Origin of the sequence: Streptococcus sp. 9903 (genome assembly GCF_013276625.1) — a bacterium.
Classification (GTDB): domain Bacteria; phylum Bacillota; class Bacilli; order Lactobacillales; family Streptococcaceae; genus Streptococcus.
The window spans coordinates 86,259-112,376 of record NZ_VMLI01000002.1 but is presented as its reverse complement, the minus strand read 5'-3'; the positions used below and the strand labels follow the sequence as shown (position 1 = coordinate 112,376).

Genomic DNA, 26,118 nt, shown 5'->3' with positions numbered 1-26,118 from the left:
TATATAAGGAGAATTCTATCATGAATAGAGAAGAAGTAACATTGTTAGGTTTTGAAATCGTAGCCTATGCTGGCGATGCTCGTTCAAAACTCTTGGAAGCTTTAAAGGCTGCTGAAGCTGGTGATTTTGCGAAAGCAGATAGCTTAGTTGAGGAAGCTGGTTCTTGCATTGCAGAGGCTCACCACGCGCAAACAAGTCTATTGGCTAAGGAAGCTTCAGGTGAGGACTTAGCATATAGTGTGACCATGATGCATGGCCAAGACCACTTGATGACAACTGTCTTGTTAAAAGATTTGATGCACCACTTAATCGAACTTTATAAGAGAGGAGTTAAATAATGAACAAACTAATTGCATTTATCGAGAAAGGAAAGCCTTTCTTTGAGAAATTATCTCGTAATATCTATCTTCGTGCTATTCGTGATGGTTTCATTGCAGGTATGCCTGTTATTCTCTTCTCAAGTATCTTTATCTTAATCGCCTTTGTACCAAACTCATGGGGCTTTAAATGGTCTGATGATGTTGTTAATCTCCTCATGAAACCTTACAGCTATTCAATGGGTATCTTGGCTTTGTTGGTAGCTGGTACAACAGCTAAGTCATTGACCGACTCAGTAAACCGTAGCATGGAGAAAACAAATCAAATCAACTATATGTCAACATTGTTGGCAGCAATTGTTGGTTTGTTGATGTTGGCAGCTGACCCTATCGAAAATGGTCTAGCTACTGGATTCTTGGGGACAAAAGGTTTGCTTTCAGCCTTCCTTGCTGCCTTTGTTACTGTAGCCATCTATAAGGTCTGTGTTAAGAACAACGTTACCATTCGCATGCCTGACGAAGTTCCACCAAATATCTCACAAGTCTTTAAAGATGTGATTCCATTCACTCTCTCAGTTGTTTCACTTTATGCTCTTGATTTACTAGCACGTCATTTTGTGGGTGCAAGCGTAGCTGAATCAATCGGTAAATTCTTTGCACCATTATTCTCTGCAGCTGATGGCTATCTTGGTATTACCATTATCTTTGGTGCCTTTGCCTTCTTCTGGTTTGTTGGGATTCATGGTCCATCTATCGTTGAACCAGCTATCGCAGCTATTACCTATGCCAATGCAGAAGTCAACTTGAACCTTCTCCAACAAGGAATGCACGCTGACAAGATTCTTACTTCTGGTACACAAATGTTTATCGTTACCATGGGTGGTACTGGTGCGACACTGGTTGTTCCATTCATGTTCATGTGGTTGACAAAATCCAAACGTAACCGTGCAATCGGTCGTGCTTCAGTAGTTCCAACCTTCTTCGGTGTAAATGAACCAATCTTGTTTGGTGCACCACTTGTATTGAACCCAATCTTCTTCATTCCATTTATCTTTGCTCCAATCGCAAACGTATGGATCTTTAAATTCTTTATCGAAACTCTTGGAATGAACTCATTTACTGCGAATCTACCTTGGACAACTCCAGCTCCACTAGGTCTAGTTCTTGGTACGAACTTCCAGGTTCTATCATTCATTCTTGCTGCACTTCTAATCGTGGTTGACGTAGTCATTTACTATCCATTCCTTAAAGTATATGATGAACAAATTCTTGAAGAAGAGCGTTCAGGTAAATCTAATGATGAATTGAAAGAAAAAGTTGCTGCAAACTTCAACACTGCAAAAGCGGATGCTATTCTTGAAAAAGCGGGTGTCGATGCAGCACAAAATACCATCACTGAAGAAACAAATGTCCTCGTTCTCTGTGCAGGTGGAGGGACAAGTGGACTTCTTGCAAATGCTTTGAACAAGGCAGCTGCAGAATACAATGTCCCTGTGAAAGCAGCAGCAGGTGGCTATGGTGCTCACCGTGAAATGTTACCAGAGTTTGATCTAGTTATCCTTGCCCCTCAAGTTGCTTCAAACTTTGAAGATATGAAAGCAGAAACTGATAAACTCGGTATTAAACTTGCGAAAACAGAAGGCGCTCAATACATCAAATTAACCCGTGATGGAAAAGGTGCTCTTGCATTTGTACAAGCTCGATTCGATTAAGGCTAGAGACTCTGAAATAGTCTCCTATCGTTACGGAAATCGCTATGGCGAATTTCCTAATCGCCTTGTTAATTCGTCGGTAAAAAGATTATCGTTTTTACCTCCTCATGTCACAATTCGATTAATAATAGGGACTCTGAAATAATCTCCTATCGTTACGGAAATCGCTATGGCGAATTTCCTAATCGCCTTATTAATTCGTCGGTAAAAAGATATCGTTTTTACCTCCCCATGTCACAATTCGGTGACTTGCTACAAGAAGTGAGATGGAGAAGGATGGCTCACTGACTCCTCTCCTCTCACTTTTATTTTATTTAAATCAAGAAATAGGTGAAAAAAATGACAAAAACATTACCAAAAGATTTTATTTTCGGTGGCGCAACAGCTGCCTATCAAGCAGAAGGTGCTACACATACTGATGGAAAAGGACCAGTTGCGTGGGATAAGTATCTTGAAGATAACTACTGGTACACTGCCGAACCAGCCAGTGATTTTTACAATCGATATCCAGTTGACCTCAAGCTAGCAGAAGAGTATGGTGTCAATGGCATTCGAATTTCTATTGCTTGGTCACGTATTTTCCCGACTGGTTATGGTCAAGTAAATCAGAAAGGTGTTGAGTTTTATCATAATTTATTTGCAGAGTGTCACAAACGTCATGTTGAGCCCTTTGTAACTCTTCATCACTTTGACACGCCAGAAGCTCTCCACTCAAATGGAGACTTCTTAAACCGTGAAAATATCGAACACTTTGTAGACTACGCTGCCTTCTGTTTTGAAGAATTTCCAGAAGTAAACTATTGGACAACCTTTAATGAAATTGGGCCAATTGGTGATGGTCAATACTTGGTTGGGAAATTCCCTCCAGGTATTCAGTACGACCTTGCCAAAGTTTTCCAATCGCACCACAATATGATGGTTTCTCATGCGCGTGCAGTTAAGCTATATAAAGATAAAGGTTATAAAGGTGAAATTGGTGTTGTTCACGCTCTACCAACTAAGTATCCTTTGAATCCTAAAAATCCAGCAGATGTTCGTGCAGCAGAGTTGGAAGATATTATTCACAATAAATTTATCTTGGATGCAACTTATCTGGGTCACTATTCTGAAAAGACCCTGGCAGGGGTAGAGGCTATCTTGGCTGCCAATGGTGGAAAGCTTGACTTGCGTGACGAAGATTTCGAAGTATTAGAAGCCGCAAAAGACTTGAATGACTTCCTTGGAATTAACTACTATATGAGTGACTGGATGGAAGCCTTTGATGGAGAAACTGAAATCATCCATAATGGTAAGGGTGAGAAAGGAAGTTCTAAATACCAAATCAAAGGTGTTGGTCGTCGTGTAGCTCCTGATTATGTACCACGTACGGATTGGGATTGGATTATCTACCCTCAAGGTTTGTATGACCAAATCATGCGCGTGAAGAAAGATTATCCTAATTATAAGAAAATCTACATCACTGAAAATGGTCTTGGATATAAAGATGAGTTCGTTGATAACACTGTTTACGATGATGGCCGTATTGATTATGTCAAACAACACTTAGAGGTTTTGTCTGATGCGATTGCAGATGGAGCGAATATAAAAGGTTACTTTATTTGGTCATTGATGGACGTCTTCTCATGGTCAAACGGTTATGAGAAACGTTATGGTCTCTTCTATGTAGACTTTGAAACGCAAGAACGTTATCCGAAGAAATCAGCTCATTGGTACAAGAAAGTAGCGGAAACTCAAGTGATTGAGTAGTAGAATGAGTCATTAGATATAGAATTTTAGTGAGGCAAAAAGATGTTCAAAAATTTTATCCAATCTATTTATGAAAAAGTTTATATTATCAACTTTGAAAAATGTTCTCAAATACCGTGTTTGACGAATGAAGAACTGAAAAGCCTTGGGAAATGGTATGTCTCGACCGGTAAAGAATGGATTTGTCATTCAGACTATGAGCTGGAAGAATTTAAAAATCTATTTTTAAATTTTATCAATCCTGAAGAATGGGATACTATCTCCTTTGATTCAGATTTTATGCCGTTTCAACAATCGTAACCAATTTCCAAAAAAGTTAAATCTTATACCTAGTACGCTGCAAAACTCTTATCTAATCACCTTGCTTATACTCAATGAAAATCAAAGAGCAACTTTAAACTAGGAAGCGAGTCGCAGGTTTCTCAATGCATAGCTTTGAGGTTGCAGATAAAGCAATTGGGCAAAAAGTCTTTGATACAGAAAAACGCATAATATCAGGTGTTGAAAACCTTGATACTATGCGTTTTATTGTGGGAAGATTTACTTCTGAAATTGAGTTGTTAACTAGAATCTTTCAGGTTTATTAAGGCTTGATGACTTTAGTAAGTTTAGATAGCTCAAAAAGGATTGAATCACTTAGTTTAGAATCTGAAACAATAGTATCAAGATTTGATACATTATAAAAAGTATAAAAATCAAACTTATTGAACTTACTATGATCTGCGAGCAAATATTTTTTATTAGAATTATTTAAAGCGATGCGTTGAGCCTCTCCCTCTTCCTCGCTAAAAGTAGCTAGAGCCCCGTTTTGAATACCATTACAGCTAACGAAAGCTTTAGAAAATTGGAGATTAGAGAGATTTTGTAGGGTCAATGTGCCAACAAAAGCACCTGTAATATCGCGATAATTTCCACCTATCAAAATCAAATCTGTTAATTTTCGTTCGCTTAAAATCAGAAAAACAGGTAGACTGTTGGTCACGACGCGGATATTGTCAATAGGCAACTCACGTGCAAAAAATTCTAATGTTGTTCCTGGTCCAATAAAAATAGTTTCTCTTTCTTCTACTAGACTGCCTGCAAAACGGGCTATTTCTTGTTTTTCTGCCGTTTGGAGGGCTTGTTTTTCAATATTTGATCGCTCATTAGTCAAAAGGGAGTTGGTTCGAAGTTTTTCAGCTCCACCATGCACACGAATCAGCAAATCTTTATCAGCTAATTCCTGTAAATAGCGCCTTGCAGTCATATCTGAAACGGCTATTTCGTCCATAATCTGTTTAACCGTTATGGTTCCTTTACTATTTACTGTCTCTAAAATTTTGGTTAATTTTTCTTGTTTGAGCATATTATCACCTCGTTTCCTACTACTATCTTACCATAAACTAGCTCATCATTCAAATACAAAAACAACAAAATAAAACAAAAACAAAAATATCGAGGTTTGTTTTCAAAACTTCGATATTTTATTAGATTATTATTTTGTTGTTTCAAGTTTACTTTTTGATGGTTAAGAGTGGTGGAGAATTAGTCCAAACCGTAGTTGTAGTCATCATCTTGCATGGCTTCAACTTCGCCAAGAAGGTAACCATTTCCGACTTGAGAGAAGAAGTCATGGTTGGAAGTTCCTGTTGAAATACCGTTCATAACGATTGGGTTGACATCTTCAGCTGAATCTGGGAAAAGTGGATCTTGTCCCATGTTCATGAGAGCTTTATTGGCATTGTAGCGAAGGAAGGTTTTAACCTCTTCAGTCCAACCAACACCGTCATAAAGACTCTCTGTGTAGCCTTCTTCATTTTCATAAAGAGTATAGAGTAGGTCGTACATCCATTCTTTGAGTTTTTCTTGCTCTTCTTCAGGTAATTCATTGAAACCAAGTTGGAATTTGTAACCAATGTAAGTTCCGTGAACAGACTCGTCACGAATAATCAATTTAATGATTTCTGCAACGTTGGCTAGTTTGTTGTTACCGAGATAGTAGAGGGGAGTGAAGAAACCAGAGTAGAAGAGGAAGGTTTCGAGGAAGACGCTGGCAACTTTCTTTTCAAGTGGGCTGCCGTTTAGGTAGATTTCGTTGACAATCTCAGCCTTCTTTTGTAGGTAAGGATTGGTATTGGTCCATTCGAAAATTTCTTCAATCTCAGCCTTAGTATTCAAGGTAGAAAAGATTGATGAGTAAGATTTAGCGTGGACAGATTCCATAAATTGGATGTTATTGAAAACAGCTTCCTCATGTGGTGTACGGATGTCTGCGCGAAGGGCTTGAACCCCAGTTTCAGATTGCATAGTGTCAAGAAGGGTTAAACCACCAAAAACTTTTCCAACTAAGTCTTTTTCTTTGTTAGATAGCTTTCTCCAGTCATCCAAGTCGTTTGACAAGGGAATACGTGTATCGAGCCAGAATTGCTCCGTCAGTTTTTCCCAAGTTGATTTATCGATGACATCTTCGATGGCATTCCAGTTAATGGCTTTGTAGTAAGTTTCCATTTGAAATCTCTTTCTGTGTTTAGTATTGCGAACTCACAATTATGTCTATTTCACCATAATTCTATAGGAGTATCGCACAAAAAGTCGGAAGCCCGACTTTTAAAATGTTACATAAATTATGTTATGACCTAGTAGATTTGATTTTATCAGTGCTGCTTAGGGAAAAATAGTGTTTCTATGCTAGAAACTAAATCACACAGCTTTCACATTGGTTAGCACCGACTTCTCCACCATCATCTGTAAAGGTACGGACGTAGTAGATAGACTTGATACCCTTGTTAAAGGCGTAGTTGCGAAGGATAGACAAGTCACGTGTCGTTTGTTTATTTTCCTTCTTCCATTCGTAAAGTCCTTTTGGAATGTCACTACGCATAAAGAGTGTGAGTGAAAGTCCTTGGTCCACGTGCTCTGTTGCAGCGGCGTAAACATCAATCACTTTACGCATATCCATGTCGTAAGCCGAAGTGTAGTAAGGAATGGTTTCTGTTGACAAGCCAGCAGCAGGATAGTAGATTTTACCAATTTTCTTTTCTTGACGTTCCTCGATCCGTTGCGTAATCGGGTGGATAGAAGCAGAAACGTCGTTGATGTAACTGATCGAACCATTTGGAGCAACAGCTAGACGGTTTTGGTGGTAAAGACCATCTGCTTGAATCTTGTCGCGAAGTTCAGCCCAGTCAGCAGCGCTTGGAATAAAGACATCTTTGAAGAGTTCTTTAACACGGTCTGATTTTGGAACAAACTCGCCAGTTACATACTTGTCGAAGTAGCTTCCCTTAGCGTAGTCTGATTTTTCAAAGTTGTGGAAGGTGATACCACGTTCACGCGCGATATTGTTTGACTCAACTAAGGTCCAGTAGTTCATAAGCATAAAGTAGATGCTTGTAAATTCAACAGACTCAGGCGATCCATATTCAATCAATTGTTGGGCAAGGTAGCTGTGAAGTCCCATGGCGCCGAGACCAAAGGTGTGGGCTTGGCTATTTCCATGGTCGATGGTAGGAACAGCTACGATGTGTGAACTATCTGTAACGAAAGTAAGGGCACGAACCATAGCACGGATAGAACGACCAAAGTCAGGTGAAGTCATCATGTTAACCACGTTGGTTGAACCAAGGTTACATGAAACATCTGTTCCCATTTGAAGGAATTCTTGAGCATCGTTGATCAAGCTTGGTTCTTGCACTTGAAGAATCTCAGAACACAAGTTACTCATGATAATCTTACCATCAACAGGATTTGCACGGTTAGCCGTATCAATGTTGACGACATAAGGATAACCAGACTCTTGTTGCAATTTAGAGATTTCAGTTTCCAAATCACGCGCCTTGATTTTTGTCTTACGGATATTTGGATTTGCGACCAATTCATCGTATTTTTCAGTGATGTCAATGTAGTTGAATGGCACACCGTATTCTTTTTCGACAGAGTAAGGGCTGAAGAGGTACATTTCTTCATTTTTACGAGCCAATTCGTAGAATTTATCAGGTACTACAACACCAAGTGAAAGGGTCTTAACACGAACTTTTTCATCGGCGTTTTCTTTCTTAGTTGAAAGGAAGGCGATGATGTCTGGGTGGAAGACGTTGAGGTAGACAACACCAGCACCTTGACGTTGACCCAATTGGTTTGAGTAAGAGAAGCTGTCTTCGAAGAGTTTCATAACTGGAACGACTCCAGAAGCTGCTCCTTCATAGCCTTTGATAGGTGCACCAGCTTCACGAAGGTTGCTGAGGGTAATTCCCACACCACCACCAATACGTGAAAGTTGAAGGGCAGAGTTGATTGAACGTCCGATAGAGTTCATATCATCCGTTACTTGGATCAGGAAGCAAGATACCAACTCCCCACGACGAGCACGTCCAGCATTCAAGAAGGAAGGAGTAGCAGGTTGGTAGCGTTGGTGGATGATTTCATTGGCGATATCGATTGCAACAGCTTCATTCCCATCAGCAAAATAAAGGGCGTTAAAGAAGACACGGTCTTCCATGCTTTCAAGATAGTATTCACCGTCATTAGTCTTTAAGGCATATTGATTATAAAATTTATAGGCAGCCATGAAAGACTTGAATTGGAAGTTTTGGTCTTTGATAAATTGTGACAATTCTTCCAAAAATTCTGGACGGTATTTCTTGATAAAGGCTGTTTCGATGTAGTTGTGTTCAATGAGGTAGTTGATTTTATCTTTGATTGAATCAAAAACCATAGTGTTTGGAACGACATTTTCTTTAAAGAAGGCATCCAAGGCTTCCTTATCTTTATGAAGCATGATTTGTCCATTAACAGGACGGTTGATTTCGTTATTGAGACGGAAGTAAGTCACGTCCTCAAGATGTTTTAATCCCATAAAATTTCCCTTATCTAATTACAAAAGAAAGGCTTCTAAGTTAGCCCTAGAAGCAGTTTCTTCTGGATGATGTACTAAGATTATGCTAATTGTTTCAGTTTTCCTGGTTGGAAACCTGAAAAGACTTCAGTTGGTGTTTGAATAATAGGAGCTGCGCTAAAACCGAGTTCTTTGACTTGATCGATGTACTCAGGCTGCTCATCAAGATTGATTTCTTTATATTCAACGTTATTACTGTCCAAGAAACGCTTGGTCATTTTACATTGGACACAATTGTTTTTAGAATAAACGGTTACCATTGTGTAACTCCTCTTTAAAATTTAATTCTATCCTAGTATATCAGAAAATAAAATTTTGTCAATGATTTGAACTAAATATAGTGGTCTTTTTTTCTAGTCAAGCTCACAAAACACAATATGTAGTGTTTGTTTTATAAAACAGCAATGATTATCCTATAAATCGTTTTTAAAGAAACTATATCCTGTGTTTTGTTATCTAGGATAGAAGATTTTCAGCAAGTTATCTGAAAGGAAATTGAAGGAAAATCCAGAAAATGCTTGAAAAAAATCCTAGAAGATGGTATAATACCAAATTGTAAGGGTTATCACATATAACTCAAAAAAGAAAGAACAAAAGGAGAGTCAAACTATGGCTTCTAAAGATTTCCACGTAGTGGCAGAAACAGGTATTCACGCACGTCCAGCAACATTGTTGGTGCAAACTGCTAGCAAATTTGCTTCAGATATCACTCTTGAGTACAAAGGTAAATCAGTTAACCTTAAATCAATTATGGGTGTTATGAGTCTTGGTGTTGGCCAAGGTGCTGACGTAACTATCTCAGCTGAAGGTGCAGATGCAGATGACGCTATCGCTGCAATCTCAGAAACAATGGAAAAAGAAGGATTGGCATAAGGGAAATGACAGAAATGCTTAAAGGAATCGCAGCATCTGACGGTGTTGCAGTTGCAAAAGCATATCTACTCGTTCAACCGGATTTGTCATTCGAAACTGTTTCAGTCGAAGATACAAACGCAGAAGAGGCTCGTTTGGATGTTGCTCTTGAAGCTTCTCAAAACGAGCTTTCTCTTATCCGCGAGAAAGCTGTAGGTACGCTTGGTGAAGAAGCGGCTCAAGTTTTTGACGCTCATTTGATGGTTCTTTCTGACCCAGAATTGATTGGTCAGATTAAAGAAACAATTCGTGCTAAGAAAGTCAATGCAGAAGCAGGTCTTAAAGAAGTGACTGACATGTTCATCACGATCTTTGAAGGTATGGAAGACAACCCATACATGCAAGAACGTGCAGCGGATATCCGCGACGTGACAAAACGTGTCTTGGCAAACCTTCTTGGTAAGAAATTGCCAAACCCAGCTTCTATCAATGAAGAAGTAATCGTGATTGCACATGACTTAACACCATCTGATACAGCTCAATTGGACAAAAACTTTGTAAAAGCTTTTGTCACAAACATCGGTGGACGTACAAGCCACTCAGCTATCATGGCACGTACACTTGAAATTGCAGCTGTATTGGGAACAAATAACATCACTGAAATCGTCAAAGACGGTGATATCCTTGCCGTTAACGGAATTACTGGTGAAGTGATTATCAACCCAACAGATGAACAAGCGGCAGAATTTAAAGCAGCTGGTGAAGCTTATGCTAAACAAAAAGCTGAATGGGCACTTTTGAAAGATGCTCAAACAGTGACTGCTGACGGTAAACACTTTGAGTTGGCTGCTAACATCGGTACTCCAAAAGACGTTGAAGGTGTTAACAACAACGGTGCAGAAGCTGTTGGACTTTACCGTACAGAGTTCTTGTACATGGATTCTCAAGACTTCCCAACAGAAGATGAGCAGTATGAAGCATACAAGGCTGTTCTTGAGGGAATGAATGGTAAACCAGTGGTTGTTCGTACAATGGATATCGGCGGAGATAAGGAACTTCCTTACTTCGATATGCCACATGAAATGAACCCATTCCTTGGATTCCGTGCTCTTCGTATCTCTATTTCTGAAACTGGAGATGCAATGTTCCGTACACAAATCCGTGCTCTTCTTCGTGCTTCTGTTCATGGTCAATTGCGTATCATGTTCCCAATGGTTGCCCTTTTGAAAGAATTCCGTGCAGCTAAAGCAGTTTATGAAGAAGAAAAAGCAAACCTTCTTGCTGAAGGTGTTGCAGTTGCGGATGATATCCAAGTTGGTATCATGATTGAAATCCCTGCAGCAGCCATGCTTGCAGACCAATTTGCAAAAGAAGTAGACTTCATGTCAATTGGTACAAACGACTTGATCCAATACTCAATGGCAGCAGACCGTATGAACGAGCAAGTTTCATACCTTTACCAACCATATAACCCATCAATCCTTCGCTTGATCAACAACGTTATCAAGGCAGCTCACGCTGAAGGTAAATGGGCTGGTATGTGTGGTGAGATGGCTGGTGACCAAAAAGCTGTTCCACTTCTTGTCGGAATGGGCTTGGATGAATTTTCTATGTCAGCAACATCAGTACTTCGTACACGTAGCTTGATGAAGAAATTGGATACTGCTAAGATGGAAGAGTACGCTAACCGTGCCCTTACAGAGTGTTCAACAATGGAAGAAGTTCTTGAACTTCAAAAAGAATACGTTAACTTTGATTAATGTCATTAACCTTGTAACCTAGTTGCAAGGTTTTTTTGACGCATTTTGGAAAAGTATGGTCTTATAAAGTCCACTTTTCAATGAGTCAGAGGCATGATATAATAGGGGGAAACAAATAGAATAAGAGAGAAACCATGTCTAAAGAAATTGATATTGAGTATTACCACCAGCTAGCCTTGCAAAAGCAGAAGGAGCATCGAAAAGTTTTAGCCAATCTAAAGAAAAAGCCACCAAAAAATCTAGATAAGATAGCCCAGCAGATTCACCAAGAAGTCTTTGCGGAGATTGATTGTACGGCCTGTGCCAACTGTTGTAAGACTTTGGGACCCGACTTTAAAGAAGCGGATATTACACGAATTGCCAAGTATTTTAAGATGAAATTACCAGCTTTTGAAGCGGAGTTTCTGCAGGTAGATGAAGATGGAGATAAGGTTTTCAAATCCATGCCCTGCCCATTTTTAGGAGGAGATAACCTTTGTTCTATCTATGACGTTCGTCCAAAGGCCTGTCGTGAATTCCCTCATACTGACCGCAAAAAGATCCATCAAATCAACCATTTGACGATTAAGAATACCTTGACCTGTCCAGCAGCCTATCTCTTTGTTGAGAAATTAAAGGATAAGTTGTAGAGATTTAAAGGATAAAAAATCTCTAATAATAACTAGTAATATGAAGGGAGTACTCCTGTGCCTAGACCGAAAACAAAAGAGGATCTAATGCTGGCCTCTAAGGAAAACTATGAAAAGCTCAATCGTTTCATCTCCCAACTAAGTGAAGATGAGCTACAGACTCCATTTGATTTTTCAAGAGACCCAAAGAAAAAAGAAGCTCACTGGAAAAGGGATAAAAATCTACGGGATGTCTTGATCCATCTTTATGAATGGCATCAGTTGCTTTTGACTTGGGTTTATTCTAATCAAAAAGGTCACGAAAGACCTTTTCTCCCTGAACCTTATAATTGGAAAACTTATCGAGAAATGAATGTCGCTTTTTGGAAGAAGCACCAGAAAACCTCCTTAGAAGAAGCGACTAGACTCCTAGAACAATCACATAGGGAGGTTTTAGAGTTGATAGAAGTTTTTAGCAATGACGAACTCTTTACCAAAGGTGTCTATAAGTGGACGGGTGGGACAAGTCTAGGTTCCTACTTTGTTAGTAGCACGTCAAGCCACTATGATTGGGCTCTGAAAAAACTCAAAGCTCATCGGAAGAATTGTAAGGGATAGATGGACTTTTTGAAATTGCAAGAATGAGTTCTTTTAAACGTAATACTCTTCGAAAATCAAATTCAAACTGCGTCAACGTCGCCTTGCCGTACTCAAGTACAGCCTGCGGCTAGTTTCCTAGTTTGCTTTTTGATTTTCATTGAGTATAAGATAAAAGCAAAGGGCTATCAAGTGATGTAGCCCTTTTGAGTTATACAAGCAAATTACCATGCAAAAGCTGTCGTTGGAGCATTGAGCGCTTCTAACCATTGCTTATTTTTTACAGGGCAAAGAGTTACGGATATACCTGCCATATCTAGACTGGTCATAAATGTTCCTGATTTTATAAAGGTAATAGTGACTCCTTCAATTTCTAAGAGTTGAAGGATGTCATTGATAAATATGCCCATTTCTAGGTTGGTAGTAGTACCTAGATTATTTACAAGCAATATAAATTGATCACCCTTTTTCCAATGATAGTGCAATCTTAATTTACTTATAATTTCATTTGCAAGGATTTCCGATGATTGGAATGGGACGATACGATAGCCTTCTTCGCCATGTATCCCAATACCATAAGAAATATTTCCTTCTTCCAAGTTAAATAGTGGAAGGGGGGCTTGGGGGAGACTAGCAGCTTTCGTTGCAAAGCCAATTGTTGCGATTTCGGGAGCAAGTTCATGACCTAAATCAGTTAGTTGCTCTATGTCGGCACCATTTTGAGCTGCATATCCTAGGATTTTATGAAGTAAGATTGTCCCTGCAAGTCCCCTTCCTCTAATTTGAAATCTATTGTGAGGTTCAATAGAAATATCGTCGTGTGCTAGACTATAGCCGACTTTAATTCCTTCTTGTCTAGCGGTGTTAATGGCCCAGCTAAATTCTTTGATGTCTGCTTCGAAATTTTTTACAATGATGAAGACACCGTGACCATTGTTTAAAAAACGAATGGACTCTAAGATTTCAGTTCTTGTAGGTGGAGTAAATAATTGGCCATAGATAGCAGCAGTAAGCATTCCTTCTCCCACATATCCAATATGCGCAGGTTCGTGACCGGAACCTCCACCCGACAAGATTGGAACCTGATGAGGATTTCGATTTTTTTGATAGACTAATGGTAAAGTAGGGTGTTTTTCTAATTCGGGATGACTGCTAACAGTTGCTGAAATGTAACTTGAAATAATTTTCTGTTTATGATTTGAAATAAATGTCATTGTGGTCTCTTTCCAATAATTGTCATGATTAGAAAGTCTGGTTGTGGAACTGGACTTTTTTTATTGACGTAAGCCTTCACGATTTCTGCTAGAGCATGTGAATGATAGTCTAACAAAAAACAAGTATAAGCAGATGAATCGATATCAATCTGACCGTATTCTCTTAAAATTTTTGATACAAGCAAGCGACAGTAGCTGATAAAGTGGTCATAGAAGTTATTTTGCCCTTGAATATCAAAAAGTTGAATATAAAAGTCACGCTCTTGTTCGAAATAAAAAAATAATTCTTGTAATAGTTTTTGGCCTGAAATGAAGTCCAAGTTATTGGTAATATACTCGGTTAAGTCAGTTTCAAATATCCAGTCTAGCAGTTCATATTTGTCAAGAAAGTGATTATAAAAGGTCTGTCTACGAATGCCAGCTGATTCCATGATATCTACAATAGAGATTTTGTCAAATTCTCTAGTAGCTAATAGGTCTCTAAATGCCTTGGCAATCCGTTTTTTTGTAATGAGTGATGATGCCATAGGAAACCTTTCTTTTACTTACTTCATTTTACCAAAAAAATGTTTTAAACGGGTTTAAAAGGGGACAAATAATAGAATCTGTCCCTTATCAGCCAGCGATAAAAAATATATAATGAAAACGAAAACAAAGGTAGATGCCGAAAGGAGTTTCTCATGAAAAAAATTATAAATGAACCGACACAAGTTGTTGATGAAATGTTGCAGGGATTGTCATTCATGCATGATGACTTGGTAGAACGCTTAGATGGTTTTGATGTCATCGTTAGAAAGGCAGAAAAGACAGGAAAAGTTGGACTTATTTCAGGTGGAGGTTCAGGACATGAACCAAGTCATGCTGGATTTGTAGGAGATGGAATGTTGTCTGCTGCCATTTGTGGAGCAGTCTTCACTTCACCTACTCCAGACCAAATTTTAGAAGCCATTAAGGCGGCTGATGAAGGTGCTGGAGTTTTCATGGTCATCAAAAACTATTCTGGTGACATTATGAACTTTGAAATTGCACAAGAACTTGCTGAAATGGAAGGTGTTGATGTAGCAAGCGTTGTGGTTGATGATGATATCGCTGTTGAAAATAGTCTCTATACCCAAGGTCGTCGAGGTGTTGCAGGTACTATTTTAGTCCATAAAATTTTAGGTGATGCGGCCCGTTCTGGTAAATCATTGGCTGAAATGAAGGACTTGGCCGATAAACTTGTCTTAGAAATTAAAACAATTGGGCTGGCCCTGTCTGGAGCAACCGTTCCTGAGGTTGGGAAACCAGGTTTTGTTCTAGAAGATGATAAATTTGAATACGGAGTTGGTATCCACGGTGAACCGGGATATAAGAAAGAGAAAATGCAACCTTCAGCACAATTGGCCTCAGAATTGGTTGAAAAACTATCTGAAGGTTTCCAACTTAAATCTGGTGAACGCTATGGACTTCTCATCAATGGTTTAGGAAGCACTCCTCTTATGGAACAATACGTATTTGCAAATGATGTGGCTAAATTACTCCATGAAAAATGTGTTGAGTTGGCGTTTAAGAAAATTGGAAACTATATGACTTCAATCGATATGGCTGGTTTGTCATTAACATTGATTCGATTGGCAGATGATGAGTGGTTGAATGCTCTAAATGCACCTGTTACTACACCAGCTTGGTAAAACTCAAGGAGGAAATGTTTCATGAATGCTGAACAAGCTCTTGAATGGATGAAGCTTTTTAATGAAAAGATTCAAGAACAGAAAGATTACCTTAGTGAGCTAGACACCCCTATAGGAGATGGAGACCACGGTGGAAATATGGCGCGTGGCATGGCTGCAGTTATGGAGAACTTAGAAGGAAAGCAATTTGAAACAAGCAGTGATGTGTTTAAACTTGTCTCAATGCAATTACTGAGTAAGGTGGGCGGTGCTTCTGGTCCCTTGTATGGCTCTGCTTTTATGGGCATGGCCAAGGCTGATTCTAATTCGAAAATAGAGGAAATATTACAAAGCGGTTTGGATATGATTGTCAAACGTGGGAAAGCAGAAGTTGGAGAAAAGACAATGGTTGATGTTTGGACTTCTGTTATTGTTGCTTTGTCTGCTGGTCAATTGACTCAAGAGGTTATTGATAAGGTAGTGAATGCTACCAAAGATTTACTTGCAACTAAAGGAAGGGCATCTTATGTAGGGGAACGTTCTCTTGGACATATTGATCCTGGATCATTCTCATCAGGATTACTCTTTACTGCTCTTTTAGAAACTGGGGTGGTTTAATGGGAAGTATTGGTCTTGTTATCGTTTCACATTCCAAAAACATTGCAGAAGGTCTTGTTGAACTGATTAGTGAAGTAGCTAAGGATGTTCCGATTACTTATGTAGGGGGAACCGAAGATGGAGGAATTGGAACAAGTTTTGATCAAGTAGATAGGGTTGTTTCCGAAAATCCAGCAGATACCTTATTAGCCTTTTTTGACCTGGGTTCTGCTAAAATGAACTTAGAAATGGTGACTGATTTCAGTGATAAAAGTATCATCATCAATAGGGTTCCAATTGTAGAAGGTGCTTATACTGCAGCTGCTCTTCTTCAGGCTGGTGCAGAACTGTCAGTTATTCAAACACAGTTGTCTGAGCTTGAAATCAATAAATAAGGAATTTTACTATAACACTTTTTATAGGTGGGCTATTGATTATCTCAACTATCAAATTTTAAGTAAATAAAAAGGGATTGCTTTGGGCAGTTCCTTTTTATTTTAACAAGAGTAAACCTATAGTGTTTCTAAATTGTGAATCATTCAAAACTGATTGTGATGGAACTATTCTAGCTTTAGAATCCTTCAAAAATTAACATTTAAGGCAATCAATGGCTTAGAAGAGTGCCAAAACATTTAGTTTATAGGAATTCTAAACCTAGAATTGCATAGATATTTATGAAGTTAGGGTATTCGATAGTTAGGATTGTTCTATTCTGAAAGATTTGGGCTGTCAATTGTATGGGATAGTGTTATTCTATGTTAGATTCTAGTAAAAATGATTGGATAAATACTATTAAAGAAAAATCAAAATCATAATTTTGTTTAATATGGTATAATATTTCTAATAATTTAAACATAATGAGGTAGTAATTTATGGATGAAGTTTTATTTTTTGGAGAAGATGACTTCGATATTCTTGATATTGATGGTTATGAACTAAAACCCTCATCGTTTTTTAATAAGTTACCAGAAATAGCCAAACCTTTAGTCAAAAATGCAACTAAAATCTTATCTGAAGTAGAAAAAATGTTATATTCTGCTCCAGCCTTTATCAATGTTGTCCAATCTAGTATACCTGAAGAGGTTTTTCAGGCAATTCTTTCTCCAGAACAACGGGAACAAATTGCTCAAGGAGTGTTAAAATTGATGACAAAGAAAGATGGCTCTCTCTTGGCTGTATTAGTAGATACTAATACTAATAAAGTCATTGGAAATGTACCATTGAAATCTGTTAAGTTGACACCAGAATTAAATAAAGCGTTGGTCGATTATTCGTCACAAATTCAAATGGCTCAGATTGCAGAGGAGATTCAGAATGTACAATATGCTATTGAGGACGTCAGAAAAGGACAGGAGTCAGATAGACTTGCAATAGCCTATAGTTGTCAACAGAAACTCTTGCAAGCTAGAGAGATATCAGATTCAAACATTAGAACAATGATGTTACTGCAAGTTATTTCAGATGCAGAAGATAGTAGAAATCTCTTAATGCTTAGTCAAAAATTAAATGTAAATTTTATCAAAGAACAACCAGATTCTACTTGGGGTAAGTTATTAAAAGGGGATAAACCAGATAAAATTGAAGCTCGTATGAATGAAATTAGAGATGGATTAGCAGCTGTAAATATCGTTTCACTATCAGCAGCAATAGCTTATAATGAGTTGGGCGAGAAAAAAGCTGCTCAAAAAAGTTTGGATTACTTTGGGAAATTTATTAACGAAACTTATCTCAGTTCTCAGGAATTAGTAGAGAGACTTGATTTACTTGATCCTTCTCCTACAAATTACTGGACAAAAGAATTGCCAAAAATTGAAACTTCTATAATGAAATTACCAAATAAACCAGATTATATTGAGACAGAGGTGCTAGAATGAAAAAAATAAAAAAATGTAAGACATGTACTAGGGATTTACCATCAAGTTATAAGCACAATAAGTGCGAATCGTGTAGAAACAAAAAAATAGATGAAGCAAAAAAGATACTTAAAGTTGTTGGACAAGTTGGAAGTGTGCTTACTCCAGTTGTAGTTGGTATGTTGATGAATAAAACTAAGAATAAGAAGAAATAAACTAATCTATTAGGTACCTAGAAAGGAAAACTCTCAAATTGTCCTACAAATTTCTACTTTTCGACCTTGACCACACTCTTCTTGATTTTGATGCTGCTGAGGATGTGGCTTTAACGCAACTCCTAAAAGAAGAAGGGGTTACAGATATTCAGGCTTATAAAGACTATTACGTTCCTATGAACAAGGCTCTCTGGAAGGAATTGGAGCAAAAAAAAATCAGTAAACAAGAGCTGGTTAACACGCGCTTTTCTCGTTTATTTGCTCATTTTGGACAGGAAAAAGACGGTAGTTTTCTAGCCCAGCGTTACCAATTTTACCTTGCCCAGCAGGGGCAAACTTTTTCAGGCGCTCATGAATTCTTGGATAGCCTTATCGAGCGAGATTATGAGCTATATGCTGCGACAAATGGAATTACTGCCATTCAGACAGGGCGTTTGGCTCAGTCTGGTCTAGCACCGTATTTCAATCAGGTCTTTATCTCTGAACAGTTGCAAACACAAAAGCCTGATGCTCTCTTTTATGAAAAAATCGGTCAACAGATTGCAGGTTTTAGCAAAGAAGAGACGCTGATGATTGGAGATTCCCTAACCGCCGACATTCAAGGTGGCAATAATGCTGGGATTGACACGATTTGGTACAACCCTCATCACCTCGAAAATCATACACAAGCCCAGCCAACTTATGAGGTCCATTCTTACCAAGACTTGCTGGATTGCTTAGATAAACTGTAAAAAGTGGTTTCCATAGCCACTTTTTGCTATAATAGAGGCAGTAAAAATGAAGGAGTTGGCTATGGAACACTCGTCTTGGCATGCTTTGATTAAGGCGCAATTACCTGAGGGTTATTTTGGGAAAATCAATCAGTTTATGGAGCAGGTCTATTCTCAGGAGACTGTTTATCCGCCCAAGGAAAAGGTTTTTCAGGCTCTCTTGACAACACCGCTTGAAGAAGTTAAGGTGGTGATTTTAGGGCAAGATCCCTATCACGGGCCAGGTCAAGCGCAGGGCCTGAGTTTTTCTGTACCGGACTCTATCCCAGCTCCGCCTTCCTTGCAAAATATCTTGAAAGAATTGTCAGATGATATCGGGGTTAAGAAATCTCATGATTTGACAGCTTGGGCTGAGCAAGGAGTCTTGCTTCTTAATGCTTGTTTGACGGTTCCTGCTGGTCAGGCCAATGGTCATGCTGGGCAGATATGGGAGCCTTTTACGGATGCTGTGATTCAGGTGGTTAATCATTTAGATAGACCAGTTGTTTTTGTACTCTGGGGAGCTTATGCACGCAAGAAGAAGACCTTGGTTACCAATCCTCATCACCTGGTTATCGAATCAGCCCATCCCAGTCCTTTGTCGGTTTATAGAGGATTTTGGGGTTCCAAGCCTTTTTCCAAGGCCAATGCATTCTTAAAAGAGATAGGACAAGAGCCAATCGATTGGCTTAGATAAGGAGAAAATATGCCTCAGTTAGCGACGATTTGCTACATTGATAACGGGAAAGAACTGCTTATGCTCCACCGCAATAAGAAACCCAATGATGTCCATGAAGGCAAATGGATTGGTGTGGGTGGCAAGCTAGAGCGAGGTGAGACCCCTCAGGAATGCGCGGCGCGTGAAATCCTCGAAGAGACGGGACTGAAAGCCAAGCCAGTTCTAAAAGGTGTTATCACTTTTCCAGAATTTACGCCAGATTTAGACTGGTACACCTATGTTTTTAAGGTGACAGAGTTTGAAGGGGACTTGATTGACTGCAACGAGGGAACGTTAGAATGGGTTCCCTATGATGAGGTTTTGAGCAAGCCGACTTGGGAAGGTGACCATACCTTTGTTGGGTGGCTTTTAGAGGATAAACCCTTCTTTTCAGCCAAGTTTGTTTATGATGGGGATAAATTGTTGGATACCCAAGTCGATTTCTATGAATAAAGGAGAAAGTAGATGCTACTAATCAAAAATGGTCGTGTAATGGATCCCAAGTCTGGTTTGGATCAAGTGTGTGATGTCTTAGTTCAAGATGGGGAAATTATCAAAATTGCACCTGAGATTAAAGAAGAAGGAGCAGAGATGCTTGATGCTAGTGGTCTTGTAGTTGCTCCTGGCTTGGTCGATATTCATGTTCATTTCCGTGAACCTGGACAAACCCACAAGGAAGATATTCATACAGGTGCCTTAGCAGCTGCGGCAGGTGGTTTTACAACGGTTGTCATGATGGCTAATACTAGTCCAACCATTTCAGACGTGGAGACTTTGCAAGAGGTTCTCCAGTCAGCTGCCAAAGAGAAGATTAATGTTAAGACGGTTGCGACCATTACTAAGAATTTTAATGGGCAAGATTTGACTGACTTTAAGGCACTTTTAGAAGCTGGTGCGGTTGGTTTTTCTGATGACGGTATTCCGCTTGAAAGCAGTAAGGTTGTAAAGGAAGCCATGGAGGAAGCCAAAAAACTCAATACCTTTATTAGTCTCCATGAGGAAGATCCAGGATTGAACGGTGTTCTTGGGTTTAATGAAAATATTGCTAAAGAACATTTCCATATCTGCGGTGCGACTGGGGTGGCTGAGTATGCTATGATGGCGCGTGATGTCATGATTGCCTATGCAACCAAGGCTCATGTCCATATCCAGCATTTGTCTAAGGAAGAAAGTGTTAGAGTAGTGGAGTTTGCTCAGGGGCTAGGTGCGCAAGTCACAGCAGAAGTAGCGCCACAGCATTTTTCTAAGACCGAAGCGCTCCTTTTAACACAAGGAAGTAATGCCAAGATGAATCCGCCGCTTCGTTTGGAATCAGACCGTCGTGCCGTTATCGAAGGTCTCAAATCAGGTGTTATCACAGTTATTGCGACAGACCACGCACCTCACCATGCGGATGAAAAAAATGTTGAGGATATTACCAAAGCGCCATCTGGTATGACAGGTTTGGAAACATCCCTATCTCTTGGCTTGACCTACTTGGTCGAAGCTGGTGAGTTAAGCTTGATGGAATTGCTTGAAAAAATGACCTACAACCCAGCTAAACTTTATAACTTTGAAGCAGGTTACTTGGCTGAGAATGGTCCAGCAGACATCACTATTTTTGATGCTAAGGCTGACCGACTTGTGGACTCCCATTTTGCTTCTAAAGCCGCTAATTCACCATTCATCGGTGAAACCTTAAAAGGGCAGGTTAAATATACCATCTGTAAGGGACAAATTGTCTATCAAGCTTGATAGGAGTTGGAATATGAATTATTTTCGAAAACGTAGGGAGAGAAAAGCAAAATCTAATAGCGGAATTTACTGTCCCGCATCTAATCGTTCTAAAATTCAATATGAAACTAAAGAAAAAGCTGACCATGCGGTTCAATATGATAATGGAGGTTTAGTTAGAAGCTATTATTGTCGTACATGTGCGTGTTGGCATACTACTTCAAAATCTAATAACCCTCCGCTAAGTTTGAAAAACTATGGTCTGAAACTCTTTGGTTTAGATAAATCAGAATAGAAAGAGAAGTATGTATAAGACAAAGTGTTTACGAGAGAAGTTAGTATTATTTTTAAAGATATTTTTCCCTATCCTGATTTATCAATTTGCCAATTATTCTGCCTCTTTTGTTGACACTGCAATGACAGGTCAATACAATACTATGGACTTGGCTGGTGTGTCTATGGCAACCAGTATCTGGAATCCTTTCTTTACATTCCTAACAGGCATTGTGTCAGCCCTGGTGCCCATCATTGGTCACCATCTTGGACGAGGAAAAAAGGAAGAAGTTGCGTCAGATTTTTACCAGTTCATCTATCTGGCCTTAGGTCTATCTGTGGTCTTACTGGGACTGGTACTTTTCTTGGCACCTCCTGTCTTGAATCATATTGGACTAGAAGCACCAGTTGCAGCAGTAGCGGTTCGCTATCTTTGGTTTTTATCTATCGGAATTATCCCCTTGTTGCTTTTTAGTGTCATTCGCTCCTTGCTGGATTCGCTGGGCTTGACCAAGCTGTCCATGTACCTCATGCTTTTGTTACTTCCTCTCAATAGTGGATTTAACTACCTCTTGATTTACGGAGCCTTTGGTGTTCCAGAACTGGGAGGTGCTGGGGCTGGTTTAGGAACTTCTTTGGCTTACTGGGTCTTGCTGGGGATTTCTGTTCTGGTTTTATTTAAACAGGAAAAGCTCAAGGCTCTACATCTTGAGAAACGAATTCCGCTTAATATGGATAAAATCAAGGAAGGAGTTCGTTTAGGTCTGCCTATTGGGGGGACTGTCTTCGCGGAAGTAGTTATCTTTTCCGTGGTTGGCTTGATTATGGCTAAGTTCTCGTCCTTGATTATCGCTAGCCACCAGTCAGCTATGAACTTTTCAAGTCTCATGTACGCCTTTCCTATGAGTATCTCATCGGCTATGGCTATTGTCGTTTCCTATGAAGTGGGAGCCAAGCGATTTGATGATGCGAAAACCTATATTGGTCTAGGAAGATGGACAGCCCTTATTTTTGCGGCCTTCACCTTATCTTTCCTTTACATTTTTATGGGAAATGTGGCCAGTCTTTATGGTAACGACCCAGAATTCATCGATTTGACAGCGCGCTTTTTGACTTATAGTCTTTTTTTCCAGTTAGCAGATACCTTTGCGGCACCGCTTCAGGGAATTTTGCGGGGGTATAAGGATACCGTTATTCCTTTTTACCTTGGTTTGGTTGGTTATTGGGGCGTAGCAATCCCAGTGGCTATAGTCTTCGATTCCCTAACAGATTTTGGAGCTTATTCTTACTGGATTGGTTTGATTATTAGTCTGATTGTAAGTGGGGCGCTCTATCGTTGGCGTTTAACTGTGATTATGAAGAGATTTGAATCCAGAAAAACTTGATTTTTAGGATTCATATAAGCAAAATATCCTTTGATATTCCATGCTACTTTACTGGTATCAGATATAAAAAAAGAAGTTGCTTATTTTAGCAGCTTCTTTTTAAAATAACTTTTTACATAATTTATATTACGTAAAATCATAAACTATCCAAGGCATTCTTTTGTTCATCATTGACGATATGGGTATAGAGGTCAGTGACTTGTGTGCTGGCATGTCCTAGCTGGTGACTGACCAAAACTTGCGATTTAGTGGCATCATAGAGCCTGGTTGCTAGCGTATGGCGCAGTTTATGGGGAGTTACACGGACTTTGAAGTCCTCGGAATACTTAGCAACCATTTTCTCAACGCTAGAAGCATCGATACGATTAGGAACACCTCTGTAGAGTGTCAAAAAAAGAGCGGTATCTATTTTTTCCGTTTTATAGCGTTGATTCCGAATGGCCAGATAATTTTCTAAATAAGGTTTTGCAAAGGCGGCGACATTGACAGAGTCACGTTTGCCACCTTTTCTAGTGACATCGATAACCATCATTTTTAGATTGAGATCTCTTAGATCCAAATTAACAGCTTCAGATAAGCGGACACCAGAAGCCAAGAGAAGGGCAATAATGGCCAAATCTCGTTCTTTATTTTTGTTAAATGATGAAAGAGCTCGATTTGAAAGTTGTTGTGGATACTCTTGGTCGATATAAGTTAGGAAACCCTCAGTTTCATCACCTAGAAAGAGTTTTTGCTTAATGTTTTCAGCTCTAGCAGCAAGCGTTTCTTTCTTTTTCTTTGTTGAAACTTTTTTCATTACATTACGATAGAAATAAGGTTCCCCCTGATCGTTTTCAACCTCCTCGGTTAGATACTTGTAAAGACTAGAAAGTGCTGATAAGGTTCGATTGATAGTTGTCTGTGAAACACCTTGTTTGGTTGTATTAGCATTCAGCAAGGGACGTTCACGTAGATAAAGGATAAAGGATTCCATGTCTTTCTTAGACATATTTTCCAAAACTGATAAAGGAATATCGGACATTTTATCAGCGTTTGAAATACCAGACTCCAAAACCCAGCTGAAAAATCGATCGTATTCCTTGAGGTATTCGTACAGGGTTGTAAAACTGTAGGGCACAGCCAGCTTAGATTGGTAGTATTCCAGAACATACCAGGGCATGATTTGTTTTAGTTTGTCAATTCGTTCCAGTAAAATCTCACGTTTCATGTATTTTCTCCCTAAATAAGTCTACTAGTAGTATAGCATAGACCTATTTATTTTTCAAGAAAATTATAGTTTTTCGGAAAGATGTTGTAGAGATTTTTAAAAAAGACTTAGATCTTTTTTACTCAGGTCTAAATCTTTGGAGTTATTATTGTGAATAATTATCTAGTGCTTTTTCTAGATTCCAAATACTAAACCAGAATGAAATTGTCAGTAGAATAAGGAAAATAAAAAAGAGATTATCAGTAACGAAACTTCTGTTCATTCTACATAACTGCAGAGCTGTACAGGGAGCTGTGAGATACAAAATACATTGTATGATTGCTATCGTTTTCTTTTTTATGATTTTAATCATACTGTACAGATTTGATACAGTAAACTCCTTTTTTTACCAAAGTTCAATTATTTGTATGAGAAATATCTTATCTGTAAAAAATAACCGATTCTCAGCAATGAGATCGGTTTTCTAATGTATTTGAGGATAGTTGTTATTACATAATTTAAATTATGTAATAACTTCTACAACAACAAATCTTTGACTTTTCCAATTTCACTTTTTGGAATAACCAGGTGAATCATATCACCGAGATACATTCTGGTTGAGCCGTTAACTGTTTGGCTCTTTCCATTATGCACTTGGGTAGTGATGAGGACGTTGTGTGGTAAGTTGAGTTCATGAACTTGTTTCCCAGCAATTTTATCAGAAACTGGTATTTCGATAAGTGTAACTTCTCCTTCGTTGGATACTTCTTCTGGGAGCATTTTTTCCAGCATGGCTTCATAGACTGGTGCACCCTTGAGTAAGTCCATGATGATATAGGCAACTAGGGTTACTAAGCCAAGTGGCATGAGATTGCGAATATCTCCTACCATCTCAGTTACGAGTATCATAGCGGTTAAGGGAGCCTTGGATATTGCTCCAAAATAGCCACTCATTCCTAGAATGACAAATATAGGGAATTGCTCCTGACTGACAAGTCCAATATTCACACAAATAACACCAACTAGGGCACCAAGTAAGGAACCTAGCGCCAGAATTGGTAGGAAAATTCCTCCTGGAAGGCCACTTCCATAGCTAATCATGCTCCAAATAAAGCGAATCAAAAAGTACGCTAATAGAACTTGGAAACTAAAATCTTGCTCAGTTAGGGAAAGAACAAGTTGATTTCCACCTCCAAGGATCTGGGGCAAGAAGATCCCGACTGGTATGATGAGAATAAAGGCAAAAATTGGGTAATAAGCTCTATCTAAATGGATTTTTTGACCAAGCCAGTCATAAACTCTACCAACATTGAGTACAGCTTTTTCATAAAGAAAACCAGAAAGTCCTAGAAAAATTCCCATGAGGAGGTAAATCCAATACTGATCTAGGGTCATGAGTGGGATATTATCTGGCATATCCAGTACAGGTGTTAGGCCAAATATGAGAAGAGAAACAAAATTTGCCACGAGACTGGCTGCTAGAGTTGAGACCCAGAAAAAGCGTGAAAAATGATGATAGACTTCTTCTACAACAAAGAGAAGTCCTGCAATCGGAGCATTAAAGGCTGCGGCTAAACCTGCGGCAGCTCCACTCGCAATCAAGGATCGTTCCTCTACTGGACTGGATTTAAGCCACTTGGCAATACCTTTACCACCGACCGCTCCGAGTTGAATACTTGGCCCTTCACGCCCCAGCATAAGGCCACTTGCAATAGCCAAAATTCCTAGAATATATTTTTTCCAAAGTACGCCCCACCACTTGAGGGTCATCAGTCCCTTTAATTCGGCTTCAACTTGAGGAATTCCTGAACCTTTGATATCTTTTTCTGACCGAGTTAATTTGGCACTGAGCCAACAAACTATTAAATAAAATAGACAAATGATAAAAAGATTGCGCACTAGGTGCGCTTGATCTTGATAAAGTCCTTGTATCAGGTGGAAGCCTTTTTCGATTGAAAACCGAAAGGATCCGACGATGAGTCCTACGACGAGACCAACAATGATTCCTCGGCCAACTTGGGATAATATGGTGCTTGAGGCAAAGGCAAATTCTTTCTTGGAACTGATTGTTTCTGACTGTTCCTCCATAATCATTCCTTCT

General features: G+C 39.1%; 28 protein-coding genes. 20 read left to right on the top strand and 8 right to left on the bottom strand.

What is annotated here, in order from left to right; genetic code table 11:
* Window positions 1-20: 20 nt before the first annotated feature.
* The 5 genes from HT696_RS01815 to HT696_RS01795 all read left to right on the top strand — a co-directional run bounded on the left by HT696_RS01815 (window position 21) and on the right by HT696_RS01795 (window position 4,362).
* On the top strand, window positions 21-338 hold the full coding sequence (locus tag HT696_RS01815; protein ID WP_173283209.1) for a PTS lactose/cellobiose transporter subunit IIA: 318 nt from the start codon (window positions 21-23) through the stop codon (window positions 336-338).
* The gene (locus HT696_RS01810; RefSeq protein WP_173283207.1) at window positions 338-2,029 is read left to right on the top strand and encodes a lactose-specific PTS transporter subunit EIIC; all 1,692 of its coding nucleotides are present in this window, start codon (window positions 338-340) and stop codon (window positions 2,027-2,029) included. Before HT696_RS01815 ends, HT696_RS01810 begins: the two co-directional genes overlap by 1 nt.
* 339 nt (window positions 2,030-2,368) lie before the next feature.
* Entirely contained in the window at window positions 2,369-3,775 is a 1,407-nt protein-coding gene (gene lacG / locus HT696_RS01805) for a 6-phospho-beta-galactosidase (RefSeq protein WP_000169282.1), read from the top strand.
* 42 nt (window positions 3,776-3,817) lie between these two features.
* Window positions 3,818-4,075, top strand: a complete 258-nt coding sequence (locus tag HT696_RS01800; protein ID WP_000475754.1) for a DUF3884 family protein — start codon at window positions 3,818-3,820, stop codon at window positions 4,073-4,075.
* Window positions 4,076-4,200: 125 nt separating this feature from the next.
* Window positions 4,201-4,362, top strand: a complete 162-nt coding sequence (locus HT696_RS01795) for a hypothetical protein (RefSeq protein WP_173283205.1) — start codon at window positions 4,201-4,203, stop codon at window positions 4,360-4,362.
* On the opposite strand, the gene HT696_RS01790 is transcribed toward HT696_RS01795, so the two are convergent.
* The 4 genes from HT696_RS01790 to nrdH form a co-directional block, all read right to left on the bottom strand.
* Window positions 4,359-5,120, bottom strand: coding sequence for a DeoR/GlpR family DNA-binding transcription regulator (locus HT696_RS01790; RefSeq protein ID WP_000917605.1), 762 nt, complete (start codon window positions 5,118-5,120; stop codon window positions 4,359-4,361). The two genes, HT696_RS01795 and HT696_RS01790, sit on opposite strands and share 4 nt — an antisense overlap.
* Before the next feature lie 179 nt (window positions 5,121-5,299).
* Window positions 5,300-6,262: a class 1b ribonucleoside-diphosphate reductase subunit beta gene (gene nrdF, locus HT696_RS01785; RefSeq protein ID WP_000451369.1), complete on the bottom strand. Its 963-nt coding sequence runs from the start codon at window positions 6,260-6,262 to the stop codon at window positions 5,300-5,302.
* Window positions 6,263-6,449: 187 nt separating this feature from the next.
* A complete protein-coding gene (gene nrdE / locus HT696_RS01780; RefSeq protein WP_173228819.1) occupies window positions 6,450-8,609 on the bottom strand; it encodes a class 1b ribonucleoside-diphosphate reductase subunit alpha in 2,160 nt (719 codons plus the stop codon).
* An 80-nt stretch (window positions 8,610-8,689) separates the two neighbouring features.
* A complete protein-coding gene (nrdH, locus tag HT696_RS01775) occupies window positions 8,690-8,908 on the bottom strand; it encodes a glutaredoxin-like protein NrdH (RefSeq protein ID WP_000259242.1) in 219 nt (72 codons plus the stop codon).
* Between the two features lie 349 nt (window positions 8,909-9,257).
* On the opposite strand from nrdH, the gene HT696_RS01770 reads away from it, so the two are divergent.
* From HT696_RS01770 to HT696_RS01755, 4 genes are all read left to right on the top strand, one after another.
* Complete coding sequence (locus HT696_RS01770; protein ID WP_000146947.1) at window positions 9,258-9,521, top strand: phosphocarrier protein HPr; 264 nt, start codon at window positions 9,258-9,260, stop codon at window positions 9,519-9,521.
* Between the two features lie 5 nt (window positions 9,522-9,526).
* Entirely contained in the window at window positions 9,527-11,260 is a 1,734-nt protein-coding gene (gene ptsP, locus HT696_RS01765; protein ID WP_033680190.1) for a phosphoenolpyruvate--protein phosphotransferase, read from the top strand.
* Between the two features lie 134 nt (window positions 11,261-11,394).
* Window positions 11,395-11,889 (top strand): YkgJ family cysteine cluster protein, encoded by a 495-nt coding sequence (locus HT696_RS01760; protein WP_000031476.1) that lies wholly within the window; start codon window positions 11,395-11,397, stop codon window positions 11,887-11,889.
* Window positions 11,890-11,946: 57 nt separating this feature from the next.
* Window positions 11,947-12,486: a ClbS/DfsB family four-helix bundle protein gene (locus HT696_RS01755; RefSeq protein ID WP_173283203.1), complete on the top strand. Its 540-nt coding sequence runs from the start codon at window positions 11,947-11,949 to the stop codon at window positions 12,484-12,486.
* 203 nt (window positions 12,487-12,689) lie between these two features.
* Here HT696_RS01755 and dhaQ read toward each other — a convergent pair whose 3' ends face one another.
* A complete protein-coding gene (dhaQ, locus tag HT696_RS01750; RefSeq protein ID WP_023936903.1) occupies window positions 12,690-13,679 on the bottom strand; it encodes a DhaKLM operon coactivator DhaQ in 990 nt (329 codons plus the stop codon).
* Window positions 13,676-14,206, bottom strand: coding sequence for a dihydroxyacetone kinase transcriptional activator DhaS (dhaS, locus tag HT696_RS01745; protein WP_000168609.1), 531 nt, complete (start codon window positions 14,204-14,206; stop codon window positions 13,676-13,678). Before dhaS ends, dhaQ begins: the two co-directional genes overlap by 4 nt.
* Window positions 14,207-14,359: 153 nt before the next feature.
* On the opposite strand from dhaS, the gene dhaK reads away from it, so the two are divergent.
* From dhaK to pdrM, 11 genes are all read left to right on the top strand, one after another.
* Window positions 14,360-15,349 carry a dihydroxyacetone kinase subunit DhaK gene (dhaK, locus tag HT696_RS01740; protein WP_173282907.1) on the top strand — a complete coding sequence of 330 codons (990 nt, stop codon included), beginning with the start codon at window positions 14,360-14,362 and terminating at the stop codon, window positions 15,347-15,349.
* 21 nt (window positions 15,350-15,370) lie between these two features.
* Window positions 15,371-15,946 (top strand): dihydroxyacetone kinase subunit DhaL, encoded by a 576-nt coding sequence (dhaL, locus tag HT696_RS01735; protein ID WP_173282906.1) that lies wholly within the window; start codon window positions 15,371-15,373, stop codon window positions 15,944-15,946.
* Complete coding sequence (dhaM, locus tag HT696_RS01730) at window positions 15,946-16,320, top strand: dihydroxyacetone kinase phosphoryl donor subunit DhaM (protein WP_173282905.1); 375 nt, start codon at window positions 15,946-15,948, stop codon at window positions 16,318-16,320. Before dhaL ends, dhaM begins: the two co-directional genes overlap by 1 nt.
* Window positions 16,321-16,797: 477 nt before the next feature.
* The gene (locus HT696_RS01725) at window positions 16,798-17,799 is read left to right on the top strand and encodes a hypothetical protein (RefSeq protein WP_173282904.1); all 1,002 of its coding nucleotides are present in this window, start codon (window positions 16,798-16,800) and stop codon (window positions 17,797-17,799) included.
* A complete protein-coding gene (locus HT696_RS01720; protein ID WP_173282903.1) occupies window positions 17,796-17,993 on the top strand; it encodes a hypothetical protein in 198 nt (65 codons plus the stop codon). Before HT696_RS01725 ends, HT696_RS01720 begins: the two co-directional genes overlap by 4 nt.
* A gap of 38 nt (window positions 17,994-18,031) precedes the next feature.
* Window positions 18,032-18,724: a YjjG family noncanonical pyrimidine nucleotidase gene (locus HT696_RS01715; RefSeq protein WP_173282902.1), complete on the top strand. Its 693-nt coding sequence runs from the start codon at window positions 18,032-18,034 to the stop codon at window positions 18,722-18,724.
* Window positions 18,725-18,785: 61 nt separating this feature from the next.
* Complete coding sequence (locus HT696_RS01710; RefSeq protein ID WP_138700500.1) at window positions 18,786-19,439, top strand: uracil-DNA glycosylase; 654 nt, start codon at window positions 18,786-18,788, stop codon at window positions 19,437-19,439.
* Window positions 19,440-19,448: 9 nt separating this feature from the next.
* A complete protein-coding gene (locus HT696_RS01705; protein WP_001135770.1) occupies window positions 19,449-19,913 on the top strand; it encodes an 8-oxo-dGTP diphosphatase in 465 nt (154 codons plus the stop codon).
* Window positions 19,914-19,925: 12 nt separating this feature from the next.
* On the top strand, window positions 19,926-21,194 hold the full coding sequence (locus HT696_RS01700) for a dihydroorotase (RefSeq protein ID WP_173282901.1): 1,269 nt from the start codon (window positions 19,926-19,928) through the stop codon (window positions 21,192-21,194).
* Window positions 21,195-21,207: 13 nt separating this feature from the next.
* Entirely contained in the window at window positions 21,208-21,468 is a 261-nt protein-coding gene (locus tag HT696_RS01695) for a hypothetical protein (protein ID WP_001105920.1), read from the top strand.
* Window positions 21,469-21,478: 10 nt separating this feature from the next.
* A complete protein-coding gene (gene pdrM / locus HT696_RS01690) occupies window positions 21,479-22,831 on the top strand; it encodes a sodium-coupled multidrug efflux MATE transporter PdrM (protein WP_173282900.1) in 1,353 nt (450 codons plus the stop codon).
* A gap of 136 nt (window positions 22,832-22,967) precedes the next feature.
* Here the strand turns inward: pdrM and xerS are convergent, their stop codons facing one another.
* Together xerS and HT696_RS01680 are read right to left on the bottom strand one after the other, a co-directional pair.
* On the bottom strand, window positions 22,968-24,038 hold the full coding sequence (xerS, locus tag HT696_RS01685) for a tyrosine recombinase XerS (protein WP_000817860.1): 1,071 nt from the start codon (window positions 24,036-24,038) through the stop codon (window positions 22,968-22,970).
* Between the two features lie 516 nt (window positions 24,039-24,554).
* A complete protein-coding gene (locus HT696_RS01680) occupies window positions 24,555-26,105 on the bottom strand; it encodes a ClC family H(+)/Cl(-) exchange transporter (protein ID WP_173282899.1) in 1,551 nt (516 codons plus the stop codon).
* Window positions 26,106-26,118: the final 13 nt, after the last annotated feature.